Raw genomic sequence first — 22227 nt, forward strand, 5'->3', positions numbered from 1 at the left:
ACTGCCCCTCGCGGTGAGTTGATCGCATATTTGCAAACCGTTTCTTTCGAAATGGCGTATCCTGCCTGACCAATAGCCGACAAGGCGACATAAAAGGGAGGCAGCGATGACAGTGACCAAGCGGGACATCCGCTATCCTGGACGCATGCGCGTGCTGCACTGGCTGGTCGCCGTTCTTGTTGTATCCGTCTGGCCGCTCGGCATGATGATCAAGTTCACCCGCGAGGAGGTGAAACTCGATTTCTATATGCTGCACGAAAGCCTCGGCTTCATCGTGTTGTGGCTGATGCTGGTGCGAACCGGGGAGCGGCTGACCGCATCCCCCCTGCCCCGGCCCGCCGCCGGCATAGAGGGGCTGGCCAGCCGCACCGTGCATGGTCTTCTTTATCTGTTTCTGGTGGTCATGCCGGTCAGCGGCTTTCTGGCCACCAATGCCCACGGCTTTCCTCTCCACTGGTTCAACCTCGTGCGGATCTGGAGCCCGGTGGGCAAATCTCCTGAGATCGCGCCCTGGTTTTCCGCCATCCACACCTGGAGCGCATGGATCCTTTTAAGCCTCTTTGCGTTGCATATCGGGGCGGTTTTATTCCATCACGTGATCCGCCGCGACGATACGCTCACCCGTATCCTTTGACCTTAAACCCGGCGGACAGATCGATCATGCGCAGCATCAAAATGACCGAAACCCTGTGGACGCGATTGCTCGGCATGAGTGGCAACCACCAGCGGGTAACCCCGTTCGAGGAACCGGCATTGCAGCTTTACGGTCCGATTGCCGGCGCACGCGGCCGCTTCGTGCTGGCGCAGGTTGGCCAATCACTGGATGGGCGCGTGGCCACCGTGTCCGGCGATGCACGCGATATTTCCGGGCCGGATGGACTTGCTCACCTGCACCGCTGCCGTGCCCTGGTGGAGGCGGTGATCGTTGGTGTCGGCACCGTCAAGGCGGATAATCCCCGCCTCTCCGTGCGCGAAGTCAAAGGTCCCGATCCGGCGCGCGTCGTGATCGATTGCCGCGCCGAACTGTCCGGCGAGGAAGGCCTGTTTCACGATGGCGGCGCGCCGGTCATTCTTATCCAATCGAAGGATGCACCGGAGCGGCGCTACAAGGCGCAGGTGATCCGTCTGTCGCAATCACCGTCGGGGCTTTGTCCGCACGCGATCCTCGATGCGCTCTCTGCCCGCGGGCTTGACCGCATTCTGGTCGAAGGCGGTGCGCGCACAATCTCGCGGTTCATCGATCAGGGGCTGGTGGATCGCTTACATGTGTCCATCGCGCCGCTCATCATCGGTTCCGGTCCAGCTGGTATTTCGCTGCCGCCCATCGATGCGCTCTCGCAAGCGCAACGACCGGCAGCACGCGTGTTCAGCCTTGGCAGTGATATCCTGTTTGATTGCGAACTGAAGCCGCAATCGGTCAATGCCTCAGTCTCGCGGCAGCGCCAGAAGGTCGTGATGGCCGACCTCGCAGCCGCCCCGATCTCCCCTGACATAGGCTAGCCGGAAGGCCAGCCATTCGCCAATTTCCTCCGGCTGCAGAGCGCCCACTTCCAGGACGGGATCGACCATGCCGCGCAGAAACGCGATATGCAGATCCGCCTCTTGCGCGCTGATCCGCCAGACGCTGGGGGCGACGACGACATCGTATGCAAGCCCTTCCAGCACGCCCTTCAGGTGGTCGGTGGCTGTCGGCCCAAGGGCCGGACCAAGCCCCTTGTCGGTGCGCTGGTGGCGGTTGAAATCGGCAACCACACGCGCGTCAAGCGGATGCGGGCGCTGCCACTCCACGCGCCCGTCATAATTCAGCGCCGCATAAAGCCCGATGCGATGTTCTGCCAGCACGCCAAGCAGCCGATCGCAGAAGGCGGCCGAGCCGAGATCGAAAAAGGCAGAGGCGGTGACGATGGACACCCCCTCCAGCGGCATGCCGGCGGGCTGGTTCAGATCATGCCTGAAAAAGCCGATGCCATCGGAGCCCAGAAGTTTTTCCGCCGCTGCCAGCAGCGCCGGATCGTAATCCAGCAGCCGCCACTCGGTGCTCTTGGCAAGCCGCCCCGACAGGCTGCGATAGGTGGAGCCGGTGCCACAGCCGATGTCGAGCACAGTCGCCGGCAAGGATTGGCCGGCGACGAAGCGGGCAAAATTGTCGACCAGCACCGGGTCGCGCGCCAAAACATCAACAGGCTCGCGCAGGCGAAGCCATTTGGCATCGAAGCCGCTCATGGGGTTCCTTTCAGGAAACGCGGTTCAGGGCAGAAGAGACAATTGCGGCGGTATCTGGCCAGCCCGGCAAATTTAAGCCCGCAACGAAGGCGGCGTCGGCAAATTTTCGTCGCTCGAGAGGAAAGGCCAGAAGCCGGCGCAAGGCTGCCGCAAAAGCCTCCACATCATCCACCGCCACCAGAAGCCCCGCGGACGGGGGCACAACATCGGGAATGGCGCCCGCATGGCAGGCAACAATCGGCAGGCCTTGCGACAGCGCCTCGGCAAACACCATGCCGTAGCCCTCGTAACGGCTGGCGAGCGCAAAAATATCGGCTCCGGCCATGGCCTGGCGAACATCTGCCCGCTCGCCGGTAAGGGTTACGCGGTCGGTGAGTTTCAGCTGATGGCGCAGCATTTCAAGCTCGGATGTGGTGACCGGATCAAGATCCCGGCTGCCGATGATGGTGGCGCGCCAGGGGAGATCCCGAATGCGCTCCAGCGCGCGCAGGAGAACATCATGCCCCTTGCGCCGGGTCAGCGTGCCCACGCAGATGATGTGCGGCGGCGTGTTGTTGCCCTTGGCGACAGTTGCCCGCTCCGTGCCGGGAACGGCAATCGTGATCTTCTCCTCATCCACGCCATAATGGGCAATAAGGCCGCGGGCCGTGGCAGGCGAGGTAACCACGATGTGGCGCACATGGGAAAGCGCCTTCCGCTCCACCTGTTGGAACCGCACCTGCTCCGTTTCCGACAGGCCCGTTTCCAGCGCCAGCGGATGATGCACCAGCGCCACCAGACGCAGGCGATCGGCAGAACGGGCCGCCCAGCGGTCCATCACGCCAAAGGCAAGGCCATCGATCATGACAAGGCTGTTGTCCGGAAGTGCATCCAGCTTTGCCTCCGCGGCCTCCAGCTGTGCGGCTGAAGGTGTCGGAAAGCCATCGCCAAGGCCAAGCGGCACGACAGGCCGCCCGAGCGCCGTCAGGCACTCGATCAGGCGGCGATCATAGGCATAACCGCCCGTGCTGGTTTCCAGCCGGCCGGGATAGGCAAAAACCAGGGGCTCGCTCAAAGATCGGCCTCATACCAGCCGCGTGCCATATGGCTTTCGTTGAGCAGCACACGAAGCCGGCAGATGCGGGCGCTGCCGGGCCCGAGCTTCTTGTCGGCCACCGCCTGTTTCAGCTGGTCGAAAATGTATTTTGCAATCACTTCTGTCGTCGAGATCCGGCCCTTGAACACCTCGAGTTCATCGAGGTTCTGGTAGTTGAGCGGCTTCAGCACTTCAGACAGAACCTGCGTTGCAAGGCCGATATCGACCGCCAGCCCGTCCTCGTCGACATCCCTCGTGAAGAAGGCGGCATCCACCACGAAGGTTGCACCATGCATGCCCTGCGCGGGTCCGAAAACCTCTCGCTTCAGGCTGTGGGCTATCATGATGTGGTCTCTGACTTCGACTGCGAACATGAAGTTTTTTGTCCTTCCTTTAGATTTTTATTGGTTCAATGGCGGGTTGGCGCGAGGAGGCTTCACCCCCTGGGCTGGTAGCGAACGCGATGGCAAAGCGTTGCGGTTGCATCCAGAATACGCGGATAAGCCACCTGCAGATCATCAAAGGCGGTCTCGCCTGATATGAGTGCATCCAGCCTGTCGTCCTGCAAAAGGTCCATGGCCTTCATCAGACGCCGCGAATAGGTCCAGCGGGCGCGCCGATGCGGGGGAATGTTGCCGACCTGCGAGGAGACGACGGAAAGGCGGCGCGAATGGAAAGCGCCACCAAGCGGTACTGTGGTCGGGCGCTCTCCATACCAGCTGGCCTCGACGATGCGCGCTTCCATGCCAGCCAGTTCGATGGCCTGAGACAGTGCCGCAGAGGCGCCGGACGCATTGATCAGCACATCGAACTCGCCGCTGACGTGGTCCGACAGGGCAAAATCCAGTCCGAGCGCGCTGGCAAGGCTTGCCCGTTCCAGATCGCGATCAATCAGCAGCGTTTGCGTGCCGGCGATGCCGGCGCTGAGGAAGGCGACCAGCGCGCCGACAACGCCTGCGCCAAACACCGCGACCCGGTCTCCCGGCTGGATCAGCGCATCCCAGACGATGTTGAGCGCGGTCTCCATATTGGCCGTCAGCACCGCCCGTTCCGGCGGCAGGTGAAGTGGCAGCGGCGTCACCGCGCTTGCCTCTACAGTGAACAGATCCTGATGCGGGTGCAGCGCAAATACTGTCTTGCCAGAAAGGTTTTCCGGCCCCTCCTCCACCACACCCACCATGGCGTAGCCGTATTTCACCGGAAACGGAAACTGGCCGCCCATATGGGGCCCGCGCATGCGCTCGCGCTCGCTTTCGGGCACCAGCCCCTTGAAGACGGTGGATTCGGTGCCGCGGCTGATGCCGCTATAGAGCGCACGCACGCGCACACTTCCGCTCCCGGCGCCTTCCAGCGGTTCCTCGCGCAAGACGCACTGACCGGGCGCCTCGAACCAGAGGGCTCGCGCGCTCTCGCTTGTGTCTAGGCTCGCGCGCTCTGTCAAAAGGCCCATCCGCTTCTTTGCACCTCCATGGAAACAACAGTTGCCTCTATCTATGGCAGGTTTTGTGAAAGGCGCGGGGCAGATGCATCAATTTTAATTTATAATATGCGGCAATCCGTTGCCTTTGCGGGGTCGTAACGCCACCTAAGAACACGAAGGAGGCCAGCATGACCGCAGAGAGCCCATTCTCGAAAGATTATTCCAATCCCGCCATCGCCGTCGAACGCGCCGTTTCGGAATTGCGTTATGGCCGACCGGTAATCTTTTCCGACGATAGTCGGAAGATCGCCGTTCTCGCCCTGGATGCCGCGTCTCCGGCCGTGTTTGACCAGTTTGCCGAAACGGTCAACAACGCCCATGACCTGCTGCTGACACGCCAGCGCGCCAGCCGTCTCGGGCTGAAGACCAATCATGATGTCGCCGTGCCGCTTGCCGGTTATAGCTTCGAGCAGGCTTCGCGGCTGTCCTACGCGCTCGACGCCGATATTCCGCGCACATGCCGCCCGGCCGACAGGCTGTTTTCACAATCGACCGAGCTTGCCAGCGTAGCGCTTCTGCTGCCGAGCATGATCAGCGCCGATATTTCCGGGATCGAAGATCGTTTCAGCGGCTGCTGCGGCATTCACGCCCACGCGCTTTCCAACCTTCGCCCCGCACGCGAAACTTTCCAGAAGGTGGCGCGCACCCGTGTGCCGCTGAAGGATTTTGGCGATGCGGACTTTGTCGTTTTTCGCGGCGGTGTCGCCCAGAAGGATCAGGTGGCAATTGTTGTCGGCAAGCCGGATCTTTCCAAGCCGGTGCCGATCCGCATCCATTCGTCCTGCATCACCGGCGACCTCTGCGGTTCGCTGAAATGCGATTGCGGCGACCAGCTGCGCAACGGGCTTGACCTCCTGAAACAGGCCGGCGGCGGTGTACTCGTTTATCTCGACCAGGAAGGCCGCGGCACCGGCATCGGCGCCAAGATGCGCGCCTATGGCTATCAGCATCTCGGGCTCGATACGATCGATGCCGATGCCGAGCTTGGATTTGGACAGGATCACCGCCGTTACGAGGCCGCCGTTGCCATGCTGCGCCTCCTCGGCATCGGTGAGGTGATCGTCTACACCAACAATCCGACGAAGATCGCGGCGTTGAAGGCAGGTGGCATTGCCGTCCATGCCCGCACGCCGGTTCTGGGCCGGGTGACGGTGGAAAACGAAAATTACCTGCGCACCAAGACACTGCGCGCCGGACATATGCTGGACCTCGATACGCTGATTGCCGCAGAATAAGGTAAGAGGCCGGAGGCTCGTCATGTCCATCAACGAGGAAAGGCACGATGCCCGCGTGGCATCGCGCCGCCGCTTTTCAGATTTTCATCAGGATCCGCTGCTTGCCAACACACTGAAGGTGCTGGCCGTGGTCTACCTTGCCTCGATTGCCAGCTGGGGCATGGCAGCACTGCACCTGCCGCTGGAAATCCATGTGCCGGTTATTGCCGGCGGCCTGCTGGCCGGCATTTTTGCAGCTGTTGTCCACGGACTGCCGTTCCACAAACATGCGCGCTTCGGTTTTGCCAACCTCGTCACCGCCTTTCGCGCCGGCATTGTCAGCCTTGTGGCGGCAACGGTGTTGTTTTCGCATGCGTTCGGCGGCCGCGACTTTGACGATCTGATCTGGTGGACGGTGGCGGCGGTGCTGTTTGCGCTGGCGCTGGATGGGGTCGATGGTTATCTGGCACGGCGTTACCGCCAGCAATCGGCACTCGGCGCCCGCTTCGACATGGAGGTGGATGCCGCCCTCATCCTCATCCTCTCAGTTGCGGCCATGGTGCTCGACAAGGCGGGCCCCTGGGTCGTGCTGATCGGTCTGATGCGCTACCTGTTCGTGATGGCACAATGGTTTTCGCCAGCGCTCAGGGCTGAACTTGCGCCGTCGTTTCGCCGCAAGACGGTCTGCGTGGTGCAGGGGGCAGCGCTCTGTCTGGTGCTTGTGCCGCAGGTGACAGTGCCGCTCTCCATCTGGATCTGCGGCTTTGCCCTTATAGCGCTTGTCTATTCCTTTGGTGCCGATGTTCTGGCGCTCCTGTCGCGCAAAGCAACAAGGCCGTGATGGATGGCGGCATACCCCGTTTAACCGGCGGGGCGACGTCTCTGCGAAACGGCGATCACCAGAAATCCGGGAGAGGCGCCCGCCATGGCAAGCGCTCCGTAAACGAGGCTTGCCGCAACACCATCGGCACTGGCAAGCCCGATCAGCGGCCAGAGTGCAGCCGCCGCCGCTTCGCGCGTGCCCCAGCCGCCAAGTCCGGTGGGGATCAACATGGCGGCGAGACACAGCGGCACGACGGTGAAGGCGCCGACAAGCGGCAGGGGCTTTCCGACTGCATCTGCCGCCAGCATGAACAGTGCCACATAACCGAAAACGACCGCAAGGCTCAGGCCACCCTGCACAACGAAGGCACCGCGGCGCAGGAAAACCTCGACGAAGTCGGCACGCAAACTCTCAAACCGGCGCATCAGAAGGGTGCCGGCTGCGGCAAGGCCTACGAAAACGGCACCCGCCACCAACAATCCCTCCGCGGACCAGAGGTTTTTGCCGATCAGCAGCGGCCAGAGCACCAGTCCCGGCAGGCAGAGGCAAACGAAGGCGAGTTGGCCGGACAGGCGCTCGAAGAACACCGCCTTGGCGGCACGCTGCCAGCCGCCCGCCTCGCTGTCTGCGCTGCGATAGGCGCGCAGCACATCGCCGGCCATGCCGCCCGGCGCGACCTGATTAACGGCGCTTGCCACGTAATATTCGCCGATGGCATGAAACATTGGCATTTTCTGCCCAAGCCTTGCCGCCGTAAAACGCCAGCGCAGGCCAGACAGAACAATCTGTCCCTGCACCAGCAAAAGCCCCAGCACCACGTGCAGGAGAGAAACATTCGACAGCGCGCCCAGTATTTCCTGCGGCTCCAGCCACCAGACCAGCAGTACCAGACAGGCAAGCGCAACGGGTGTTGCAGCGTAATGCAGAAATTTCAAGCGGTGGTCTTTCCTTGTCAGGGGCTAAAGCTCGACGGTAGGTGGTATCTCGTCTCGAAGGCGCGTTCCATCACCTTCACAAGGCGGCTCATCACGTCTTTGCGTGCGAATGTCAGTCCGCATGCCGGCTTGTTACGCAAATCAGTCGCTTGCGGATTGATGGCATGACAAGGATTGCCCTTTCTCGCATCGCATCCGTCTTCGCAAGCCGTACCGTTGCAGCCCTCGTCTTCGTGGGCGTCACGCTTGGCGTCCTCGCTTTGCCCGATCATCCGGATGCCCTGTTGCCGGGCGCGTTCCTCCGCCTGCCGCTGGAAGTGCCCGCAGTTCTGGCGGTGCTTCTGGTGGCGCGCGGCAGGCTGAACCGTCTGCTGGCAGCGGGACTGACCTTGCTCATTGGCAGCATGCTTTTCCTGAAGCTTGCCGATATCGGCACACAGGCGGCATTCCAGCGGCCGTTCAATCCCTATCTCGATATCAAGATGCTCGCCGACGGCTGGAATATCGCCTCGGGCAGTCTGGGGGTCACAGTCGCATTCCTGGTGCTGCTTGCCGCCGCCCTACTTCTTGCCCTTATCCTCGCGCTCTATTTCAAGGCAATGCGCCGTCTTGCCCCCCTGTCACATCCGGGCCCGGGCCGAACGGTGCTGGCCGCCGGGTTGATCTTCGGCTGCGGGCTCTTGATGACCTTTGGAAGCCCCTTTCCCGGCACGATGCCGGTGACGGCCAATGCAGGCCGTTATCTGGCAGATCGTATCGCGCTTGCGATTGCCTCGGCGCGCGACCTGCAGGTCTTCGAGCAGCAGTTGGCAGCCGATGAAAAGTCCGCCACACAGTTCCCGAGAAATGAAAATCTGTTTTCTGCGGTGACTGGGCGCGACGTCATTCTCGTCTTCATCGAATCCTATGGCCGCAGCGCCGTCGAAGATCCGCGTTATGCGCCGGTCACGGGCCCACGCCTTGCCGCGATGGAGAACGAACTCGGCGCTGCGGGCTTTCACGCGGCCAGCCGCTGGATCACCTCGCCCACCGTCGGCGGCCTCAGCTGGCTTGCCCATGGCACCTTCCTCTCCGGCCTTCAGGTGGATAGCCAGGCACGCTACGACCGGCTGATGGCAAGCCGCCGACCAAGCCTCAACCGGCTTTTTGCCGGTGCCGGCTGGGAAACGGTGGCGGTGATGCCGGCCATTACCATGGATTGGCCCGAATCCGCCTATTACGGCTATGACCGCATTTTTGCCGCCAACAATCTCGGTTACCGCGGCAAGCCGTTCAACTGGATCACCATGCCGGACCAATACACGCTCTCGGCCTTCCAGCGGCTGGTGCGCGACAAACAAGGCCGCAAGCCTGTCATGGCGGAAATCGCCCTCATTTCCTCGCATGCGCCGTGGACGCCGGTGGCGTCGATGATCGACTGGGACAGTGTCGGCGATGGCGCAGTGTTCGATGCGCAGGCAACCAGCGGCGATCCGCCGGCCGTTGTCTGGTCAGATCCGGAGCGGGTGCGAAGGCAATATATCCAGACGATTGATTACAGCCTGCAGGCGCTGTCGAGTTATATCGCGCGTTATGGCGATGACGCCGTGTTTCTCGTGATCGGCGATCATCAGCCGGCAGCGATCGTCACCGGCCCCAATGCCTCGCGCGCCGTGCCCTTTTCCGTCATCAGTCGAGACGCGGCGCTGGTCGATCGCTTTCTGGCGGATGGTTTTGATGCCGGCATGGCACCGAAAAGTGCCCGCGAGCAGCCGATGAGCAGCCTTTACGACCGCCTGATCCACCTCCTGCGCTAAAGGCCCCCTCACCGATCAGCGCCGTGAATCGATCAGGGCTCATCGATTCAAAACATGCGTTGGACCTGCGCTGTCATGTCCGACACATTTATCTCCATGACCGAGCCCCGATTTGACGCGCATCTGGCGCACCGCATCGATCCCTCCCGCAACATGGCGCGTTTCTATCATGTCGTTATTGAGGTCGATCTCTTCGGAGACATTTGTCTGACCCGCAATTGGGGCCGCATCGGCACGAACGGACGCGACCACCGGCAGGTTTACGGCACTTGGAATGCCGCGGCAGAGGCAATGGAAAAACTGGTGGTCGCCAAGCAAAGGCGCGGATACCGCCCGCCGGCGTGATGTCCCAAAAAGTCCACGCCGGCGAAGAGATCAGTGGCAGCCGCAAGACTCTTGCGGCTGCTGCGAGCGAAGAGCTGCCGTCTTAAGCCCCAGCTTATGGAGGAGCTTGCTGTCGCGGTCGCGGTCCGGGTTGCCAGTCGTCAACAACGCATCGCCGGTGAAGATGGAATTGGCGCCGGCCAGGAAACACAGCGCCTGCGTCTCGTCGCTCATCCCATCGCGGCCCGCAGACAGCCGCACCACGCTTTTCGGCATCAAAAGGCGGGCCAGTGCCACCAATCGGACGAAGGCAATGGCATCGGCAGGTTCTGCCTTGTCCAGGACAGGCGTTCCCGCAATGGCGTTCCACATGTTGAGCGGCACGCTTTCCGGATGCGGATCAAGCCCCGAAAGGATCACCAGCATGGCAATACGATCCTCCACCGTCTCACCCATACCGACAATGCCGCCGGCACAGAGCTTGATGCCGCCGCGGCGCACATGATCCAGCGTTTCCAGCCGGTCATCCATGGTGCGGGTGGTGATGATTTCGGGATAAAAGGCGCGCGAAGTATCAATATTGTGGTTGTAATAATCGAGACCCGCCTCGCCCAGCCGCTCCACCTGCGCCGGTGTCAGCATGCCAAGCGTCACACAGGTTTCAAGGCCAAGGCCCCGCACGCCCTCGATCATGGCGCAGACAGTTTCCAAATCACGGTCTTTGGGCGAGCGCCATGCGGCCCCCATGCAAAACCGCGTTGCCCCGCCGGCCTTGGCGCGCGCGGCTTCTGCCACCACACGCTCGACCTCCATCAGCTTGGTTGCCTTGACGCCCGTCTTGTAATGGGCGCTCTGGGAGCAATAACCGCAATCTTCCGGGCAGCCGCCCGTCTTGATCGAAAGCAGAGTTGCGGTTTCGATCACGGTCGGATCGAAATTCTGCCGGTGGACGGATTGCGCCCGAAACAACAGTTCGGGAAACGGCAGGTCATAGAGAGCGCGCGCCTCGCTCTCGCTCCAATCGCTGCGGGGAACGGTTTCGGAAGCGTCGGCCGGGGTTTTCTGAGGGGTGGCCCGGTTTGACGCCGGGCTTTGTTTCAACGCCTCGCTCATCGGCCAAGCATCCCGCCGATACGGTTCCAAGGCAGAGCGGAGCCTGCCGCAACCAGCGCCACCTTCAGGAGGTCGCCCAGAATGAAGGGCAGAAAACCGGCGGACAGAAGCTTGCTCACCGGCACGAAAACGCCGAGCCAGGCAAGGCCGAGCGCATAGATGATGGCAAGACCGGCGAGCATAGCCAACAGCTTGCCAACGGTTCCGCGTCCGAGCGCCAAGGCGCTAGTGACAACAGCGCCAAGGAGATAACCGGCGAGATAACCACCGGTTGGCCCCATCATATAGGCAAGGCCGATGCCGCGTTCGGGCGTGCCGGAAAATACGGGAAAACCGAGCGCACCGGCACCGAGATAAGCAAGAAGCGTTGCTGCCGTCAGGCGCGGTCCGACAGACACCGCAAGGCCCATGACCGCGAGCGTGTGCAGCGTCATCGGCACGGGAAAGAACGGGATCTGCACCTTGGCGGCGGCAGTGATGATGAGCGCGCCGAAGACGACGAATACGGCCTGACGCGTGCGATCACGCCAGATCAGTGTTGCCGTGGATGCGGGAAGAGACATTGGACCACCTCAAATTATAGATAATTTGTCGAACGGCAACAAGATTCCAGAAGTCTTATGGAGTCGCAAGCCATATTTATAGATAATTTTAAAGACGACGCGTTTGGCCCGTCGACCTTGATTGCGATCGCATGCGGCGGATAGACGAAGTAGGATGCGTGAAATGTGGAAAATGCAGTCCCCAAGACCCAAATCAGGCCCCTGAAGCTTCAGACGGCGGAAAACATGCGGCAGCGGAACGGCATGAGAGCAGCGCCGGCCACGCGGAACATCAGGTGCGAAAAAATCTATAATTCAGCCGATAATGGCAAAAGCGTCCTGCGTGTCACCACCCGCAGTGGCGACGGGACGGCGGCCGATCCACTGGACGTGGCGCGACAGAACCGTGCAGGCGACATCGATCTGCCCCTGACGCAGCGCCTGCAAAATGGCCTGGTGATCGTGGTCGGTCTGCGCTTCCCAGGCAGATCTCCAGGCAGCAAACAGAAAACGGGCGCTCGCCGCATGCAGGTCATCGATGGCCGCCAGCAACCGGGGCATGGCGCATGGCGTGATGATCAACCGGTGGAAGCGGCGGTTAGCCTCTTCCCAACTGCGCACATCCTTGGAATTATCACCGGCGCGGGTTGCCTCTTCGGCAGCAGACAGAATGGCCGGCGTCAGGTGCGGGGCGGCATGGCGAAGCGCCAGCACTTCCAGTGCGGCACGCATTTCCGCCACTTCCTTCACCTCCGACAGCTGGAAGGAGGCAACGCGCACGCCGCGCCGGGGTTCGCTGACGGCCAGCCCCTGCGCTTCCAGACGGCGAAATGCCTCGCGCACCGGCACATGGCTTGCGCCGAATTCCTCGGCAATATGGTCTTGCCGCAGCCGCGTGCCCGGCGCTATGGCCCCGGCGATAATACGATCGGCAAGCGAGCGGCTGATGCGAACCGCCAGCGTCTCTTCTTTTTGTGCGCTCATGGAAAGCTTGATAGGCTGGCCGAGACGAATTGTCGATTACCGTCGCCCAAACTTGGGGTCCGGAAAGGCCGGAATCGGCCTTCCCTGCGACACATCGACGGTGAAGACCATTGCGCAATCGGTTTCCACCATCGACCACGAACCGAAATGGTCAACTGTAACGCCAAAGCCAATCGACAATGGCATATCGAGCCCAAAGGGCGAAGATCGGCCACCGGCCGGTCTTCGCCCATTTCAACGCATCACCTATTGGGCAAGGCCCAGCATCTGAAGATATGCGGCGGAAGCCTGGATCTGGCTCTTGTCGCGGATCTCGATGATCAGGCGCGGGTTGGACGTGATGCCGGCAAGGCGGGCGAAGAAAGCACGCCAGTTGATGTTGCCGTGGCCAACCGGCCAGTGACGATCCGCATAACCATCGGCATCCTGCAGATGCACGTGCTGCAGCAGGTTGCCGGCGTCATGGGCAAAATAATCGACCGGCGGCGCACCGGTGGAACCGGCGGCATAGGCTGCATGACCGGTATCGATGGAGAGCGCAAAGGCCGGCGAGTTGAAGTCTTCCACCAGACGACGGCGTTCGCCCGGATCCTTGTCCTCGATGTTTTCCAGGACAAAAACACATCCCTGATCCTCGGCGCGCTTTACGGCGGCATCGAGTGTCTGGTGGGTCATGTCGAACACGCGCTGGCGCTGCTCGGGCCAGTTGTCGAGGTTGTTGTGCATCCAGGTGGTATAGGGGCTGTGGATGACGATCTGGGTGATGTCGAGGGCGGCTGCGACGTCGAGCGCCTGGTCCATGCGGCGCGCCACGATTGCCCGCACATCCGGATCGGCAGAAGCGACGTTCAGGCCCATGAAGGGGCCATGCATGCCGAGCCGCCCCTGATGGCCGTCGAGAAGCTGCCTCGCCCGCTCGACCAGCGGCTGCCAGTCGCCGCAGAGCACCTCGGCCGGGACGAAATCCTGCAGTTCGAGATCGCGCGGCTTCTCCAGAAGCCAGTCCCGGTTCAGTTCGACGTCCTTCAACGTCATGGCAGCGCCAAGGATGGGCAGTTCAGACATGGTCTCGTCCTTTTATTGTCGAGCACAGCGCTCGAGGGTTGGGAAGTCAGGAAAGGGTCGGATCAAGCTTGTCGCGCAGCCAGTCGCCCAGGAGCGAGACGCAAAGCGCCGTCACGGTGATGACAAAGGCGGGCGCGAGCATGATCCAGGGGGCCGACGACAGATATTCGCGCCCGAAGCCGACCATGTTGCCAAGCGAGGTATCCGGCGGCTGGATGCCAAGCCCCAGGAAGGAAAGGCCGCTTTCGAGAAGGATGATTTCCGGAAAGGCAAGCGTCATCGAAACGATCAGCGTCGAGGCGATATTGGGCAGGATGTGGCGCCCGTAGAGCCGCAGCGGCGAGGCCCCCAATTGGTGGACGGCAGCGGCATAACCATGCATCCGGCCGCTGATGGCAAGGCCGCGCGCAATGCGCGCATACCGCTCCCAGGCATGGAACCCGAGCAGGCAGACGAACAGGACGAGGGAATTGCCGAAGAAGGCAAGGATCGCAAGTGCCAGAACGAGAAAGGGAATGGCGGCGGAAAAATCCACCAGCGCCAGAACCGCCTGCTCAACCAGTCCGCGAAAGTGAGCCGCCACGAAGCCGAGCGTGACGCCCACCGCAGCGCCGATGATCGTGGCGCCAAAGGCAATCAGCAGGCTCATGCGGATCGAAGTGATCAGTCGCGACAGCACGTCACGGCCCAGTTCATCGGTTCCCAGCGGATGGCTCCAGCTGCCGCCCATGAAGACGGGAAGGCTCAGGCGGTTGTGCAGGTCCATCTGCGTGAAGCGGTAGGGCGAAATGACATCCGCTGAAACCGCAATCGCCAGCATCAGGACAAGCCAGAGCACGGCAATCGAAATCGAGACCGGCAGGCGCGAAAGTCCGCCAAGCAGCGTCGCCAACCGCAAGGAGCGCAGACCGCCGGTTTCGGTGCGGGTGGTGGGGGTGTCGACCATGTCGTTTCTCCTGGAGATAAGGGACGCCGGTCAGCGCCGCGCCTGACGCGTCTGCCCATGCATTCTGGGATCGACCAGGCCATAGAGGACATCCACGACCATGTTTGCCGCAACCATGGTCATGGCGATCATGAGCACGATGGCCTGCACGACGGCAAGATCCCGGTTGGCAACGGAGACGACCAGAAGCCGCCCGACGCCGGGCCAGGAAAAGACGCTTTCCACCACCACGGCGCCGGCAACCAGGCCGCCCAGCATGAAGCCGATAATGGTGATGGTGGGAATCGCGGCATTCTGCAGCGCGTGACGCCAGACCACCATGGACCAGGGCAGGCCTTTGGCGCTTGCCGTTCGGATATAGGACTGGCCCAGCACTTCCAGCATGGCACTGCGGGTAAAGCGGGCAAGAAGTGCCGCGCCACCAAACCCCATCGTTGTAATCGGCAGGACGGCATGCAGCCAGCTATCCTGACCGGCAGAGGGCAGCCAGCCGAGATTGACGGAAAAAATCAGCACCAGCAGCATGGCGAGGATGAAGGAGGGAACGGCAAAGCCGGTGACCGCCATCACCATGACGCAACGATCAATCAGCGAATTGCGGTGAAGCGCTGCATAGACGCCGGCCGGAACACCGACTGCAATATTCACCACAAACGCCGGCAGGGTCAGCGCCAGTGTGGAGGGAACCCGCTCCAGGACGACAGACAGCACATCACGGCCATCGCGCATGGAACGGCCAAGTTCACCGCTGAAAATCGCCTCGAAGAAGGCAAAATACTGAACCCACAGCGGCTGATCGAGACCCCAGGCGCGCCGAAATGCATCGATCGCCTCCGGCGGCGCATCGGCGCCCATGATCACCACGGCCGGATCTCCCGACATACGCAGCACGACGAAAACGAAGGTGACCACCATGACGATGCTGACGGCTGCCCGCAGCAGCCGCGACAGAAAATAATGCAGCATATCAGCAGGTCTCCAGCGGCGCGGTGACGCGGTTGGCCGGTGCTTCGCCGTGCGCCACATGGCAGGCAACGCGCCGGCCATCACTGCGGCGCGGTTTCAGCTGCGGTGCTTCAACCCGGCACTGCGCACTGGCAACCGGACAGCGGGGATGAAAAGCGCAACCCGATGGTCGATTGGCGGGACTGGGCGGATCCCCCTGAAGAATGATCCGGCTGGACGTCTTGCCGGGATGGGGAATGGCCGAGACCAACGCCTGCGTATAGGGGTGGGCGGCATCCTGCAGCACCGCATCCGGATCACCTTCCTCGACGATGCGCCCGAGATACATCACGGCAACGCGATGGCTGATCTGCCGCACGGCCCTCAGGTCATGGCTGACGAACAGCATGCCCATGCCCAACCGCTCCTGCAGGTCCATCAGCAGGTTGAGCACCAGCGCCTGGATCGAGACATCGAGCGCACTGATCGGCTCGTCGCAGACGAGAAGATCCGGCCGGGTCACCAGCGCACGCGCAATCACGGCGCGCTGGCGCTGGCCGCCTGACAAGGAGTGTGGGCTGCGGGCCGCATGATGCGGTTGCAGGCCGACCTCCGCCATCATGGCGGCGACCCGTTCGCGGCGGCTTTCGGCAGTGCCGATCCGGTGAATATCGAGCGGCTCGGCAATCTGCTCGCCAACCGGCAGGCGCCTGTCGAGAGCGGAAAGCGGGTCCTGGTAGACCATCTGCATGCGCCGGCGAGACGCTGCCCAGGCCGATGTCCCGGAGACCGGCATCAGCTGACCGTCAAACTCCACGCGGCCCTCATCGGCGGTTTCTATGCCGAGCACCAGGCGCGCCGTGGTCGATTTTCCGCATCCGGACTCGCCGACAAGGCCCAGCGTTTCGCCGCGTGCCACATGCAGCGAGACACCGTCGACAGCCCGAACCGTGGATATGCGGCCCATGAGCCCGCGCCGCATGCCGTAATTGCGCACGAGATCGCGGGCAACCAGCAGGTTTGGAGACGTCGAGGTCATAACGTGGCCCTTTCCCGCGTCGGCGTGGCGCGGTCATGGGTCGGACGGTCGAGCGACGGGTATGGCTGCGCATTGAGACAGGCAGCACTATGGTCGGGCGCCAGAGGCAGGGCGGCGGGATCAACCTCCAGACACAGGCTGCTTGCCGACGTGCAGCGCGGCGCAAAAGCACAGCCCTTGGGCATGTGCGCGGGTTCCGGCACGCTGCCCGGAATGGCAACCAGCCGATGGCGCTGACCGGCAAGCGGCGGAAGCGCTCCCAAAAGCCCCTGCGTATAGGGGTGGTTGGGATTGGCAAAGATCTGTTCGCTCGGCGCCTCCTCGACGATACGGCCGGCATACATGACGGCAATGCGCGAACAGGTGTCGGAGACGACGCCGAGATCATGAGAGATCAGCACCAGCGCCATGCCGGTGTCGCGCCGCAAGGTGGTGACGAGATCGAGGATCTGCGCCTGGATGGTGACGTCAAGTGCCGTTGTCGGCTCGTCCGCCACCAGCAGTTCCGGTTCGCCGGCCAGCGCCATGGCAATCATCACACGCTGGTTCTGTCCTCCGGACAATTCGTGCGGATAGGCGTTGATGCGGTTCTTCGCATCGGGAATGCCGACCTGGTCCATGAGCCGGATGACTTCGGCCTTTGCCCGATCCCCCGTCATGCCGCGATGCAGGCCGAGTGCCTCGCCGATCTGGCGCCCGATACGATGGACCGGATTGAGGCTTGCGGCGGGATCCTGGAAAATCATGGCGATACGTCCGCCACGAACCGGTTCAAGCCGCGCTTTCGGCGCTCCGAGGATTTCGGTTCCATCGAGCAGAACCGAACCACGAACCTTAGCCGAGGCGGGCAACAGGCCAAGCGCTGCAAGCCAGGTGATGGATTTGCCGCAACCGGACTCCCCCACCAGCCCGACCGCTTCCCCCCGCTCGACCGACAGATTGATGCCCCGCAAGGCCGCGGCACCGCCGAATGCGACCGAAAGGTTTTGGATCTCGACGAAGGCCATGGCCTCAGGCGCTCCAGTTGTGACGGCGAAAATCCATCACGAAGGATTTTGCCGGCGCCCACTGGATGTCGGCCCGCTTTGCCGTGAAGGAGGCGTTGCGGTGCAGCACCACATAGGCAGGGTCTTCGATTTCGATGATCTGCAGCATGCGGCGCCATACGGCGATCCGGCGGGTGCGGTCGGTGCTGGTTCCGAGTTCATTGGAAAGCCCGCCGAATTCCTCGTTGCGCCACTGGTTGGTCTTCCAGGGTGTGCCAAGAGGGCCCCAGGAACCGGACATCTGAACGTAAGGATCCGGCAGGGAAGCTGCCGCCGACCAGTCGTGGATGCCGCGCGTCTCCGGGCCGCCTTCCTGGATCTGGCCCCAGTTTTCCACCATCTGCATCTTGATGTTGAGGCCGACAGAGCGCCAGTTCTCGGTGTTGATCTGGGCAGTCGCCGTCTGGGCGGTATAGTAGTCGTTGAGGACGCGGTAGGGGATCGGCTCGCCATTGTAGCCGGCCTTGCGCAGAAGGGCGCGGGCTTTATCCGGATCGTAGGCCGGGTTTTCATGGTCGGCGATGTAGAAGTCACCATAAAATTCCCATTGCAGGCCGCGCGGCACTTCGGTGCGCCCGCTCCACAAGGCTTCCACGATCAGGTTGCGATCCACCGCGTGGGTGAGCGCCTGACGGACGAGCGGATTGGCAAGCACCGGGTGTGACTTGTTGAACACCGTATAACGCGTGTTGTTGATCGGCCCGCCGACGACCTTGAAGCGCTTGTCCGCCTCGACGGTGGCAATCTGGTCCGGGGGAATGTCGCAGGCGAAATCGGCGCCGCCGGAGCGCAGCAGATTGATGCGCGAGGCCGTTTCCGGTGTTTCCACGAAACGGATCTGGCGAAGCGGCGGGCGCCCCTCCCAATGATCGTCGAAGGCGGCGAGCGTCAGGACCGAATCCGGCTTGTATTCGGCCACCGAATAGGGACCTGTGGTCACAGGCAGCCGCGCCCAGTCCATCCAGCTCTTGGCTTCGAGAAAGGCACGCTTGTTGACGATCATGCCGATCGAGGCAGACAGGCGGCCTTCCAGAACCGGGTCGATGGAGGCATTGTGCAGCCGGATCTTGTGCGGGCCCAGCACCTCGATCCGTTCAAAGGCGGGGAGTGCCTGACGCGCCACGGCCTTGACGTTGTCGGGAACCTCGACCGTTGCGCCGCCCCACATCCGGTCGGGGCCGTAGGAGAAGGCCACATCTTCGGCAGTCATCACGTCGCCATTGTGGAACTTCACGCCTTCGCGCAGATCCACCTCGACCGTCAGATCATCGAGACGCTTCCAGGACGTCGCCAGTTGCGGCTGCAGCGACATGTCGCCGATCCAGTCATTGCCAAGCAGCGTCTCGGCATAACTTGTATAGATGCGGGCGCCGACATTCGACTGTTCCGTCAGCATTTCCAGCGTGTTCGAATTGGAGATCCGCTGCACGGCAACGGTGACGGCGGGGCGCTCGCCGGATTGCGCCGATGCCAGGCGCGGCAGGGCGAAAGCGGCCGTCGTAGCGGCCGACATGGACAGAAGACTGCGGCGGGTGATTGCGATCATGGTCTTTACCTTCTGAAAGTGGCAAGCAAAGGGATCACGCCGGCCGGATACAGGCTTGCCTGCCTCCAGCGCGTTCGTGCGTCGACGGTAAAAGTTGCGATGATGTGCACTGCCCGGCCGGACATTCCGTGAGAACCGACCGCCGTGTTGAAAATAAATTACGGGTTCATTGTGAACTGCGAATGACAGCTGTAGGTACAGCTATGAGATTTGAGGGGTAATGGATGGAGCCACAATGGTTCAGAGTTTATCAGGCGGTCAAAAAGGCCATTCTGGTGGGAGAGCTTTTGCCGGGCAGCCAGGTTCCGCCCGAGTTCGATCTGTCGGAGCAGCATGGTGTCAGCCGTAACACAGTCCGGCGCGCTTATCTGGCCCTGTCGCAGGAAGGCCTGATCCGCAGCGTCAACGGCCGTGGCTCGTTTGTCATGCAGACAGGACTGACCTACGAGGTGGATGCAACGTCGCGCTTTCGCGATGTGCTGGATCGGCAGGGCGTGCGCTCGGCAATGACGACCGTGGAGAGCCTGGAGGTTCCAGCTGAAGCGGACATCGCCCATATCCTTTCGGTCGAAATCGGCCACCCGCTCTTGCGCGTCACCGCCCTCATTCTCGGGGACGAAGTTCCCTTCATCCTGACCGTGCGCCACATTCGCGCCGATCTGGTGGAGAACCTGGACGGAAAGCTGAAAGAGACGAATTCGCTGACGCAGATCGCTCTCAGCGAAGGCCTTGGACAATTGCGCCGCGTCTCGACGACCGTTGCTGCCCGACTGCCAACGGAGCGGGAGGCGGGCCTGCTGCGCTGCCCTGCAAACGCCCCCGTGCTGCTGGTCCATTCCACAGGCCGGATAGACAACGGATTGCTGCTCGAATGCCAGAAGGCGGCAATGAACAGCCAGCTCATCCGGCTTTCGTTTCGAAGCGAGGGGGACAGATAATCGGCCTGGTGCGTCGATCGGTATCCGCGAACCGGATGTGTCACATCCACTTTCACATCCGGTGGCCGCTGCAGGCATTCATCCGGCTCCATAATGGCCGAGGCCTGCGGGCTACGTGCCGTGTCAGATCGTGCGGTCATCGCCCTGGATGAGGGTGCTCGGTGGAAATGCGATTTCGGCGGTAAATCCTTGGGTTGGCAACACGTCAAAGCGAAAGCCGTGCAGTTTGGTAATGGCTGCCACCAGTGTCAGGCCAAGCCCGAGGCCTTTGGTATGGCGGCTTGTGTCGGCGCGGTAAAAGCGCTGCACGAGAAGGCTTCTTTCGGATTCAGCAACACCCGGCCCGGTATCGCTGACGCGCAATGCGGCGCCATCGGGGCTGACCGTGAGGCAAACATCGATGCTGCCGCACTCCGGCGTGAACTTGACGGCATTGTCTACAAGGTTGGCAATGGCCTCGAAAATCAGGTCGCGATCACCGTGAACAACACGTTTTTCGTTGGCCTGAACGGTGAACTTAAGCTGCTTTTCCTCGGCGATGGGTTCGTAAAGGTCACCCACCTCGCAAACCAGTTCCGCAAGCTCCACCTCATCAAAGGCCTGGAGCCGACGTGTCTGCTCGATTTCGCGCACACGCAAAATGGCGGTGACGATGGAAATCGCATGGTCGAGCTCGGAAATGGCGCGATCTGCCGCACCCTGCAAAGCCTCAAGCGTGGTCGCATTACGCCGGGCGCGCTCAAGGCCGATCCTGACCCGGGCCAGCGGGGTGCGCAGATCATGGGCAATGTCATCCCCCACGGCTGCCAGATCCTCGATGAATGTCTGCATTTCATCCAACATGCCGTTGACGATCTGGGCCAGATTATCGATGGGGTCCTGGGCATTGCGATAGGGAAGCCGCTGCTTCAAATCGCCTGCGACGATCTGGGAAATCCTCCTCTGCATCTCCGTCACGCGCTTGTGGGCATTGAGGCCAAAAAACAGTGACGCGGCAAGCCCAAGCGCCAGTGCCGGGATCAGCCCGAACAGCAATCCTCTCTGAACCATGGAGGCTGCCTGTTCATTGTCGGCGGTGCTCCAGCCGACGAACAGAATATTACCGTCTGGCAGCAGGCGTACAACGGCGCGCGCGTTTTGCACATGCCTTGGCACCTGATCCGTGCGGATGATCGAAACCCGCTGCGGCGGCGCGCCGATCTCCATGCCGGGGGGAAGCTTGTCGACATTGCCGGATAGGCGATGGCCATCGGTGGAAAAAATCGCCGTTGGTTTGACACGGCGCGGATCCTGCCGAACTCTTTCCTCATAGGCGTTCATCTGGCCAAGACCAGCGCCCTCCGAAATGACAGCGGCCTCCTGCAACACCAGATCGTCGATCTGCTTGATCAACTCGTTGCCGCTGGTCTGAAAATAGGCAAAACCGAAGCTCAAGCCGATGGTCACCGTAATCGCGGTCAAGAGAACGACCACATAACGGAAGGCGGATTGCCGGACCCACTCAATCGGGCGCGCGAAGTACAAAACCCTCTCCCCGAACATTCGAAATCATCGGCGGGTCTCCGGCGGCGTCGATCTTGCGACGAAGCCGGCCCATGTGGACATCGACCAGATTAGAGTCGGGCACGAACTTGTATTTCCACACCTCCTCGAACAGCATGCCGCGTGTCAGCAACTGCTCGCAGTGCCGCATCATATATTCAAGCAGGCGAAATTCCCGTGGAAGAAGTTCGATCAGTCGTTCACCGCGGCGGGCGTTACGCTCGAGGAGATCGAGTTCCAGCGGACCGACGCGCAGCACTTTGACTGAAATATCGGCTGGCCGACGCAGAAGCGCTTCCACGCGGGCCACCAGTTCCAGAATGGCAAAGGGTTTCGTCAGGTAATCATCACCACCCGCCCGCAGGCCCCGGACGCGATCATTGACCGCGCTGAGAGCACTGATCACCAGAACAGGCGTGCGCACCTGTTCACGGCGCAATGTATCGATCACCGTCAGGCCGTCCATGCCCGGAAGCATCCGGTCAACGATCAGAATATCTGCGCCAGCGACCCTTGCCTGCTCGAGGCCCTCAGCACCATCGGCGTGCCAGTCCACGGCATAACCATAGTCTTTCAGTTCGGCACATATATCCTGTGCGGTGTCCTTATCATCTTCGATAAGAATAACCTTGGTCATGTCTGTTCCTTGAT

At 61.8% G+C, this 22227-nt stretch carries 23 protein-coding genes; 7 read left to right on the plus strand and 16 right to left on the minus strand.

Translation table 11 applies throughout. The features are described 5' to 3' along the window. Positions 1 to 106 precede the first annotated feature (106 nt). Complete coding sequence (locus AC4CWF_RS21540; protein WP_491287495.1) at positions 107 to 634, plus strand: cytochrome b; 528 nt, start codon at positions 107 to 109, stop codon at positions 632 to 634. Positions 635 to 660: 26 nt separating this feature from the next. Next, positions 661 to 1500, plus strand: coding sequence for a RibD family protein (locus AC4CWF_RS21545; RefSeq protein WP_491287497.1), 840 nt, complete (start codon positions 661 to 663; stop codon positions 1498 to 1500). On the opposite strand, the gene AC4CWF_RS21550 is transcribed toward AC4CWF_RS21545, so the two are convergent. From AC4CWF_RS21550 to AC4CWF_RS21565, 4 genes are all read right to left on the minus strand, one after another. Beyond that, on the minus strand, positions 1426 to 2223 hold the full coding sequence (locus tag AC4CWF_RS21550; RefSeq protein ID WP_491287499.1) for a methyltransferase domain-containing protein: 798 nt from the start codon (positions 2221 to 2223) through the stop codon (positions 1426 to 1428). The two genes, AC4CWF_RS21545 and AC4CWF_RS21550, sit on opposite strands and share 75 nt — an antisense overlap. A 10-nt stretch (positions 2224 to 2233) precedes the next feature. Continuing rightward, entirely contained in the window at positions 2234 to 3277 is a 1044-nt protein-coding gene (locus AC4CWF_RS21555) for a glycosyltransferase (RefSeq protein ID WP_491287501.1), read from the minus strand. Next, positions 3274 to 3672, minus strand: coding sequence for a 6-pyruvoyl trahydropterin synthase family protein (locus tag AC4CWF_RS21560; RefSeq protein ID WP_491287503.1), 399 nt, complete (start codon positions 3670 to 3672; stop codon positions 3274 to 3276). Before AC4CWF_RS21560 ends, AC4CWF_RS21555 begins: the two co-directional genes overlap by 4 nt. Before the next feature lie 62 nt (positions 3673 to 3734). After that, on the minus strand, positions 3735 to 4619 hold the full coding sequence (locus AC4CWF_RS21565) for a zinc-dependent alcohol dehydrogenase (protein ID WP_491287505.1): 885 nt from the start codon (positions 4617 to 4619) through the stop codon (positions 3735 to 3737). Positions 4620 to 4906: 287 nt separating this feature from the next. Here AC4CWF_RS21565 and ribA point away from each other — a divergent pair, with 287 nt between their 5' ends. Together ribA and AC4CWF_RS21575 are read left to right on the plus strand one after the other, a co-directional pair. Next, the gene (ribA, locus tag AC4CWF_RS21570; RefSeq protein ID WP_491287507.1) at positions 4907 to 6013 is read left to right on the plus strand and encodes a GTP cyclohydrolase II RibA; all 1107 of its coding nucleotides are present in this window, start codon (positions 4907 to 4909) and stop codon (positions 6011 to 6013) included. Positions 6014 to 6035: 22 nt separating this feature from the next. Further along, positions 6036 to 6833, plus strand: a complete 798-nt coding sequence (locus AC4CWF_RS21575) for a CDP-alcohol phosphatidyltransferase family protein (protein WP_491287508.1) — start codon at positions 6036 to 6038, stop codon at positions 6831 to 6833. 20 nt (positions 6834 to 6853) lie between these two features. On the opposite strand, the gene AC4CWF_RS21580 is transcribed toward AC4CWF_RS21575, so the two are convergent. After that, positions 6854 to 7750: a lysylphosphatidylglycerol synthase transmembrane domain-containing protein gene (locus AC4CWF_RS21580; protein WP_491287510.1), complete on the minus strand. Its 897-nt coding sequence runs from the start codon at positions 7748 to 7750 to the stop codon at positions 6854 to 6856. Between the two features lie 164 nt (positions 7751 to 7914). Here AC4CWF_RS21580 and AC4CWF_RS21585 point away from each other — a divergent pair, with 164 nt between their 5' ends. Together AC4CWF_RS21585 and AC4CWF_RS21590 are read left to right on the plus strand one after the other, a co-directional pair. Further along, a complete protein-coding gene (locus AC4CWF_RS21585) occupies positions 7915 to 9546 on the plus strand; it encodes a sulfatase-like hydrolase/transferase (RefSeq protein WP_491287512.1) in 1632 nt (543 codons plus the stop codon). A 75-nt stretch (positions 9547 to 9621) separates the two neighbouring features. Beyond that, positions 9622 to 9891 (plus strand): WGR domain-containing protein, encoded by a 270-nt coding sequence (locus tag AC4CWF_RS21590; RefSeq protein WP_491287513.1) that lies wholly within the window; start codon positions 9622 to 9624, stop codon positions 9889 to 9891. A 30-nt stretch (positions 9892 to 9921) separates the two neighbouring features. Here the strand turns inward: AC4CWF_RS21590 and bioB are convergent, their stop codons facing one another. The 9 genes from bioB to AC4CWF_RS21635 form a co-directional block, all read right to left on the minus strand. Further along, positions 9922 to 10983 (minus strand): biotin synthase BioB, encoded by a 1062-nt coding sequence (gene bioB / locus AC4CWF_RS21595; RefSeq protein WP_491287514.1) that lies wholly within the window; start codon positions 10981 to 10983, stop codon positions 9922 to 9924. Further along, positions 10980 to 11546 carry a biotin transporter BioY gene (locus AC4CWF_RS21600; protein WP_491287516.1) on the minus strand — a complete coding sequence of 189 codons (567 nt, stop codon included), beginning with the start codon at positions 11544 to 11546 and terminating at the stop codon, positions 10980 to 10982. The genes bioB and AC4CWF_RS21600 overlap by 4 nt, the downstream gene beginning before the upstream one ends. Before the next feature lie 294 nt (positions 11547 to 11840). Beyond that, positions 11841 to 12509: a GntR family transcriptional regulator gene (locus AC4CWF_RS21605; RefSeq protein WP_491287517.1), complete on the minus strand. Its 669-nt coding sequence runs from the start codon at positions 12507 to 12509 to the stop codon at positions 11841 to 11843. A 246-nt stretch (positions 12510 to 12755) separates the two neighbouring features. After that, on the minus strand, positions 12756 to 13574 hold the full coding sequence (locus AC4CWF_RS21610) for a sugar phosphate isomerase/epimerase family protein (RefSeq protein ID WP_491287519.1): 819 nt from the start codon (positions 13572 to 13574) through the stop codon (positions 12756 to 12758). Positions 13575 to 13620: 46 nt separating this feature from the next. After that, entirely contained in the window at positions 13621 to 14520 is a 900-nt protein-coding gene (locus AC4CWF_RS21615; protein WP_491287520.1) for an ABC transporter permease, read from the minus strand. Between the two features lie 30 nt (positions 14521 to 14550). Beyond that, positions 14551 to 15486 carry an ABC transporter permease gene (locus AC4CWF_RS21620; RefSeq protein WP_491287521.1) on the minus strand — a complete coding sequence of 312 codons (936 nt, stop codon included), beginning with the start codon at positions 15484 to 15486 and terminating at the stop codon, positions 14551 to 14553. Between the two features lies 1 nt (position 15487). Beyond that, a complete protein-coding gene (locus AC4CWF_RS21625; protein WP_491287523.1) occupies positions 15488 to 16504 on the minus strand; it encodes an ABC transporter ATP-binding protein in 1017 nt (338 codons plus the stop codon). Then, entirely contained in the window at positions 16501 to 17511 is a 1011-nt protein-coding gene (locus tag AC4CWF_RS21630) for an ABC transporter ATP-binding protein (protein ID WP_491287525.1), read from the minus strand. The genes AC4CWF_RS21625 and AC4CWF_RS21630 overlap by 4 nt, the downstream gene beginning before the upstream one ends. Before the next feature lie 4 nt (positions 17512 to 17515). After that, positions 17516 to 19096 carry an ABC transporter substrate-binding protein gene (locus tag AC4CWF_RS21635; protein ID WP_491287527.1) on the minus strand — a complete coding sequence of 527 codons (1581 nt, stop codon included), beginning with the start codon at positions 19094 to 19096 and terminating at the stop codon, positions 17516 to 17518. 224 nt (positions 19097 to 19320) lie between these two features. On the opposite strand from AC4CWF_RS21635, the gene AC4CWF_RS21640 reads away from it, so the two are divergent. Then, complete coding sequence (locus tag AC4CWF_RS21640) at positions 19321 to 20034, plus strand: GntR family transcriptional regulator (RefSeq protein WP_491287528.1); 714 nt, start codon at positions 19321 to 19323, stop codon at positions 20032 to 20034. Positions 20035 to 20157: 123 nt separating this feature from the next. On the opposite strand, the gene AC4CWF_RS21645 is transcribed toward AC4CWF_RS21640, so the two are convergent. Together AC4CWF_RS21645 and AC4CWF_RS21650 are read right to left on the minus strand one after the other, a co-directional pair. Further along, a complete protein-coding gene (locus AC4CWF_RS21645) occupies positions 20158 to 21558 on the minus strand; it encodes a sensor histidine kinase (RefSeq protein WP_491287529.1) in 1401 nt (466 codons plus the stop codon). Continuing rightward, positions 21536 to 22213, minus strand: coding sequence for a response regulator transcription factor (locus AC4CWF_RS21650; protein ID WP_491287531.1), 678 nt, complete (start codon positions 22211 to 22213; stop codon positions 21536 to 21538). The genes AC4CWF_RS21645 and AC4CWF_RS21650 overlap by 23 nt, the downstream gene beginning before the upstream one ends. Positions 22214 to 22227 lie beyond the last annotated feature (14 nt).

The sequence above is a fragment of the Neorhizobium sp. PAMB6630 genome (genome assembly GCF_058242775.1).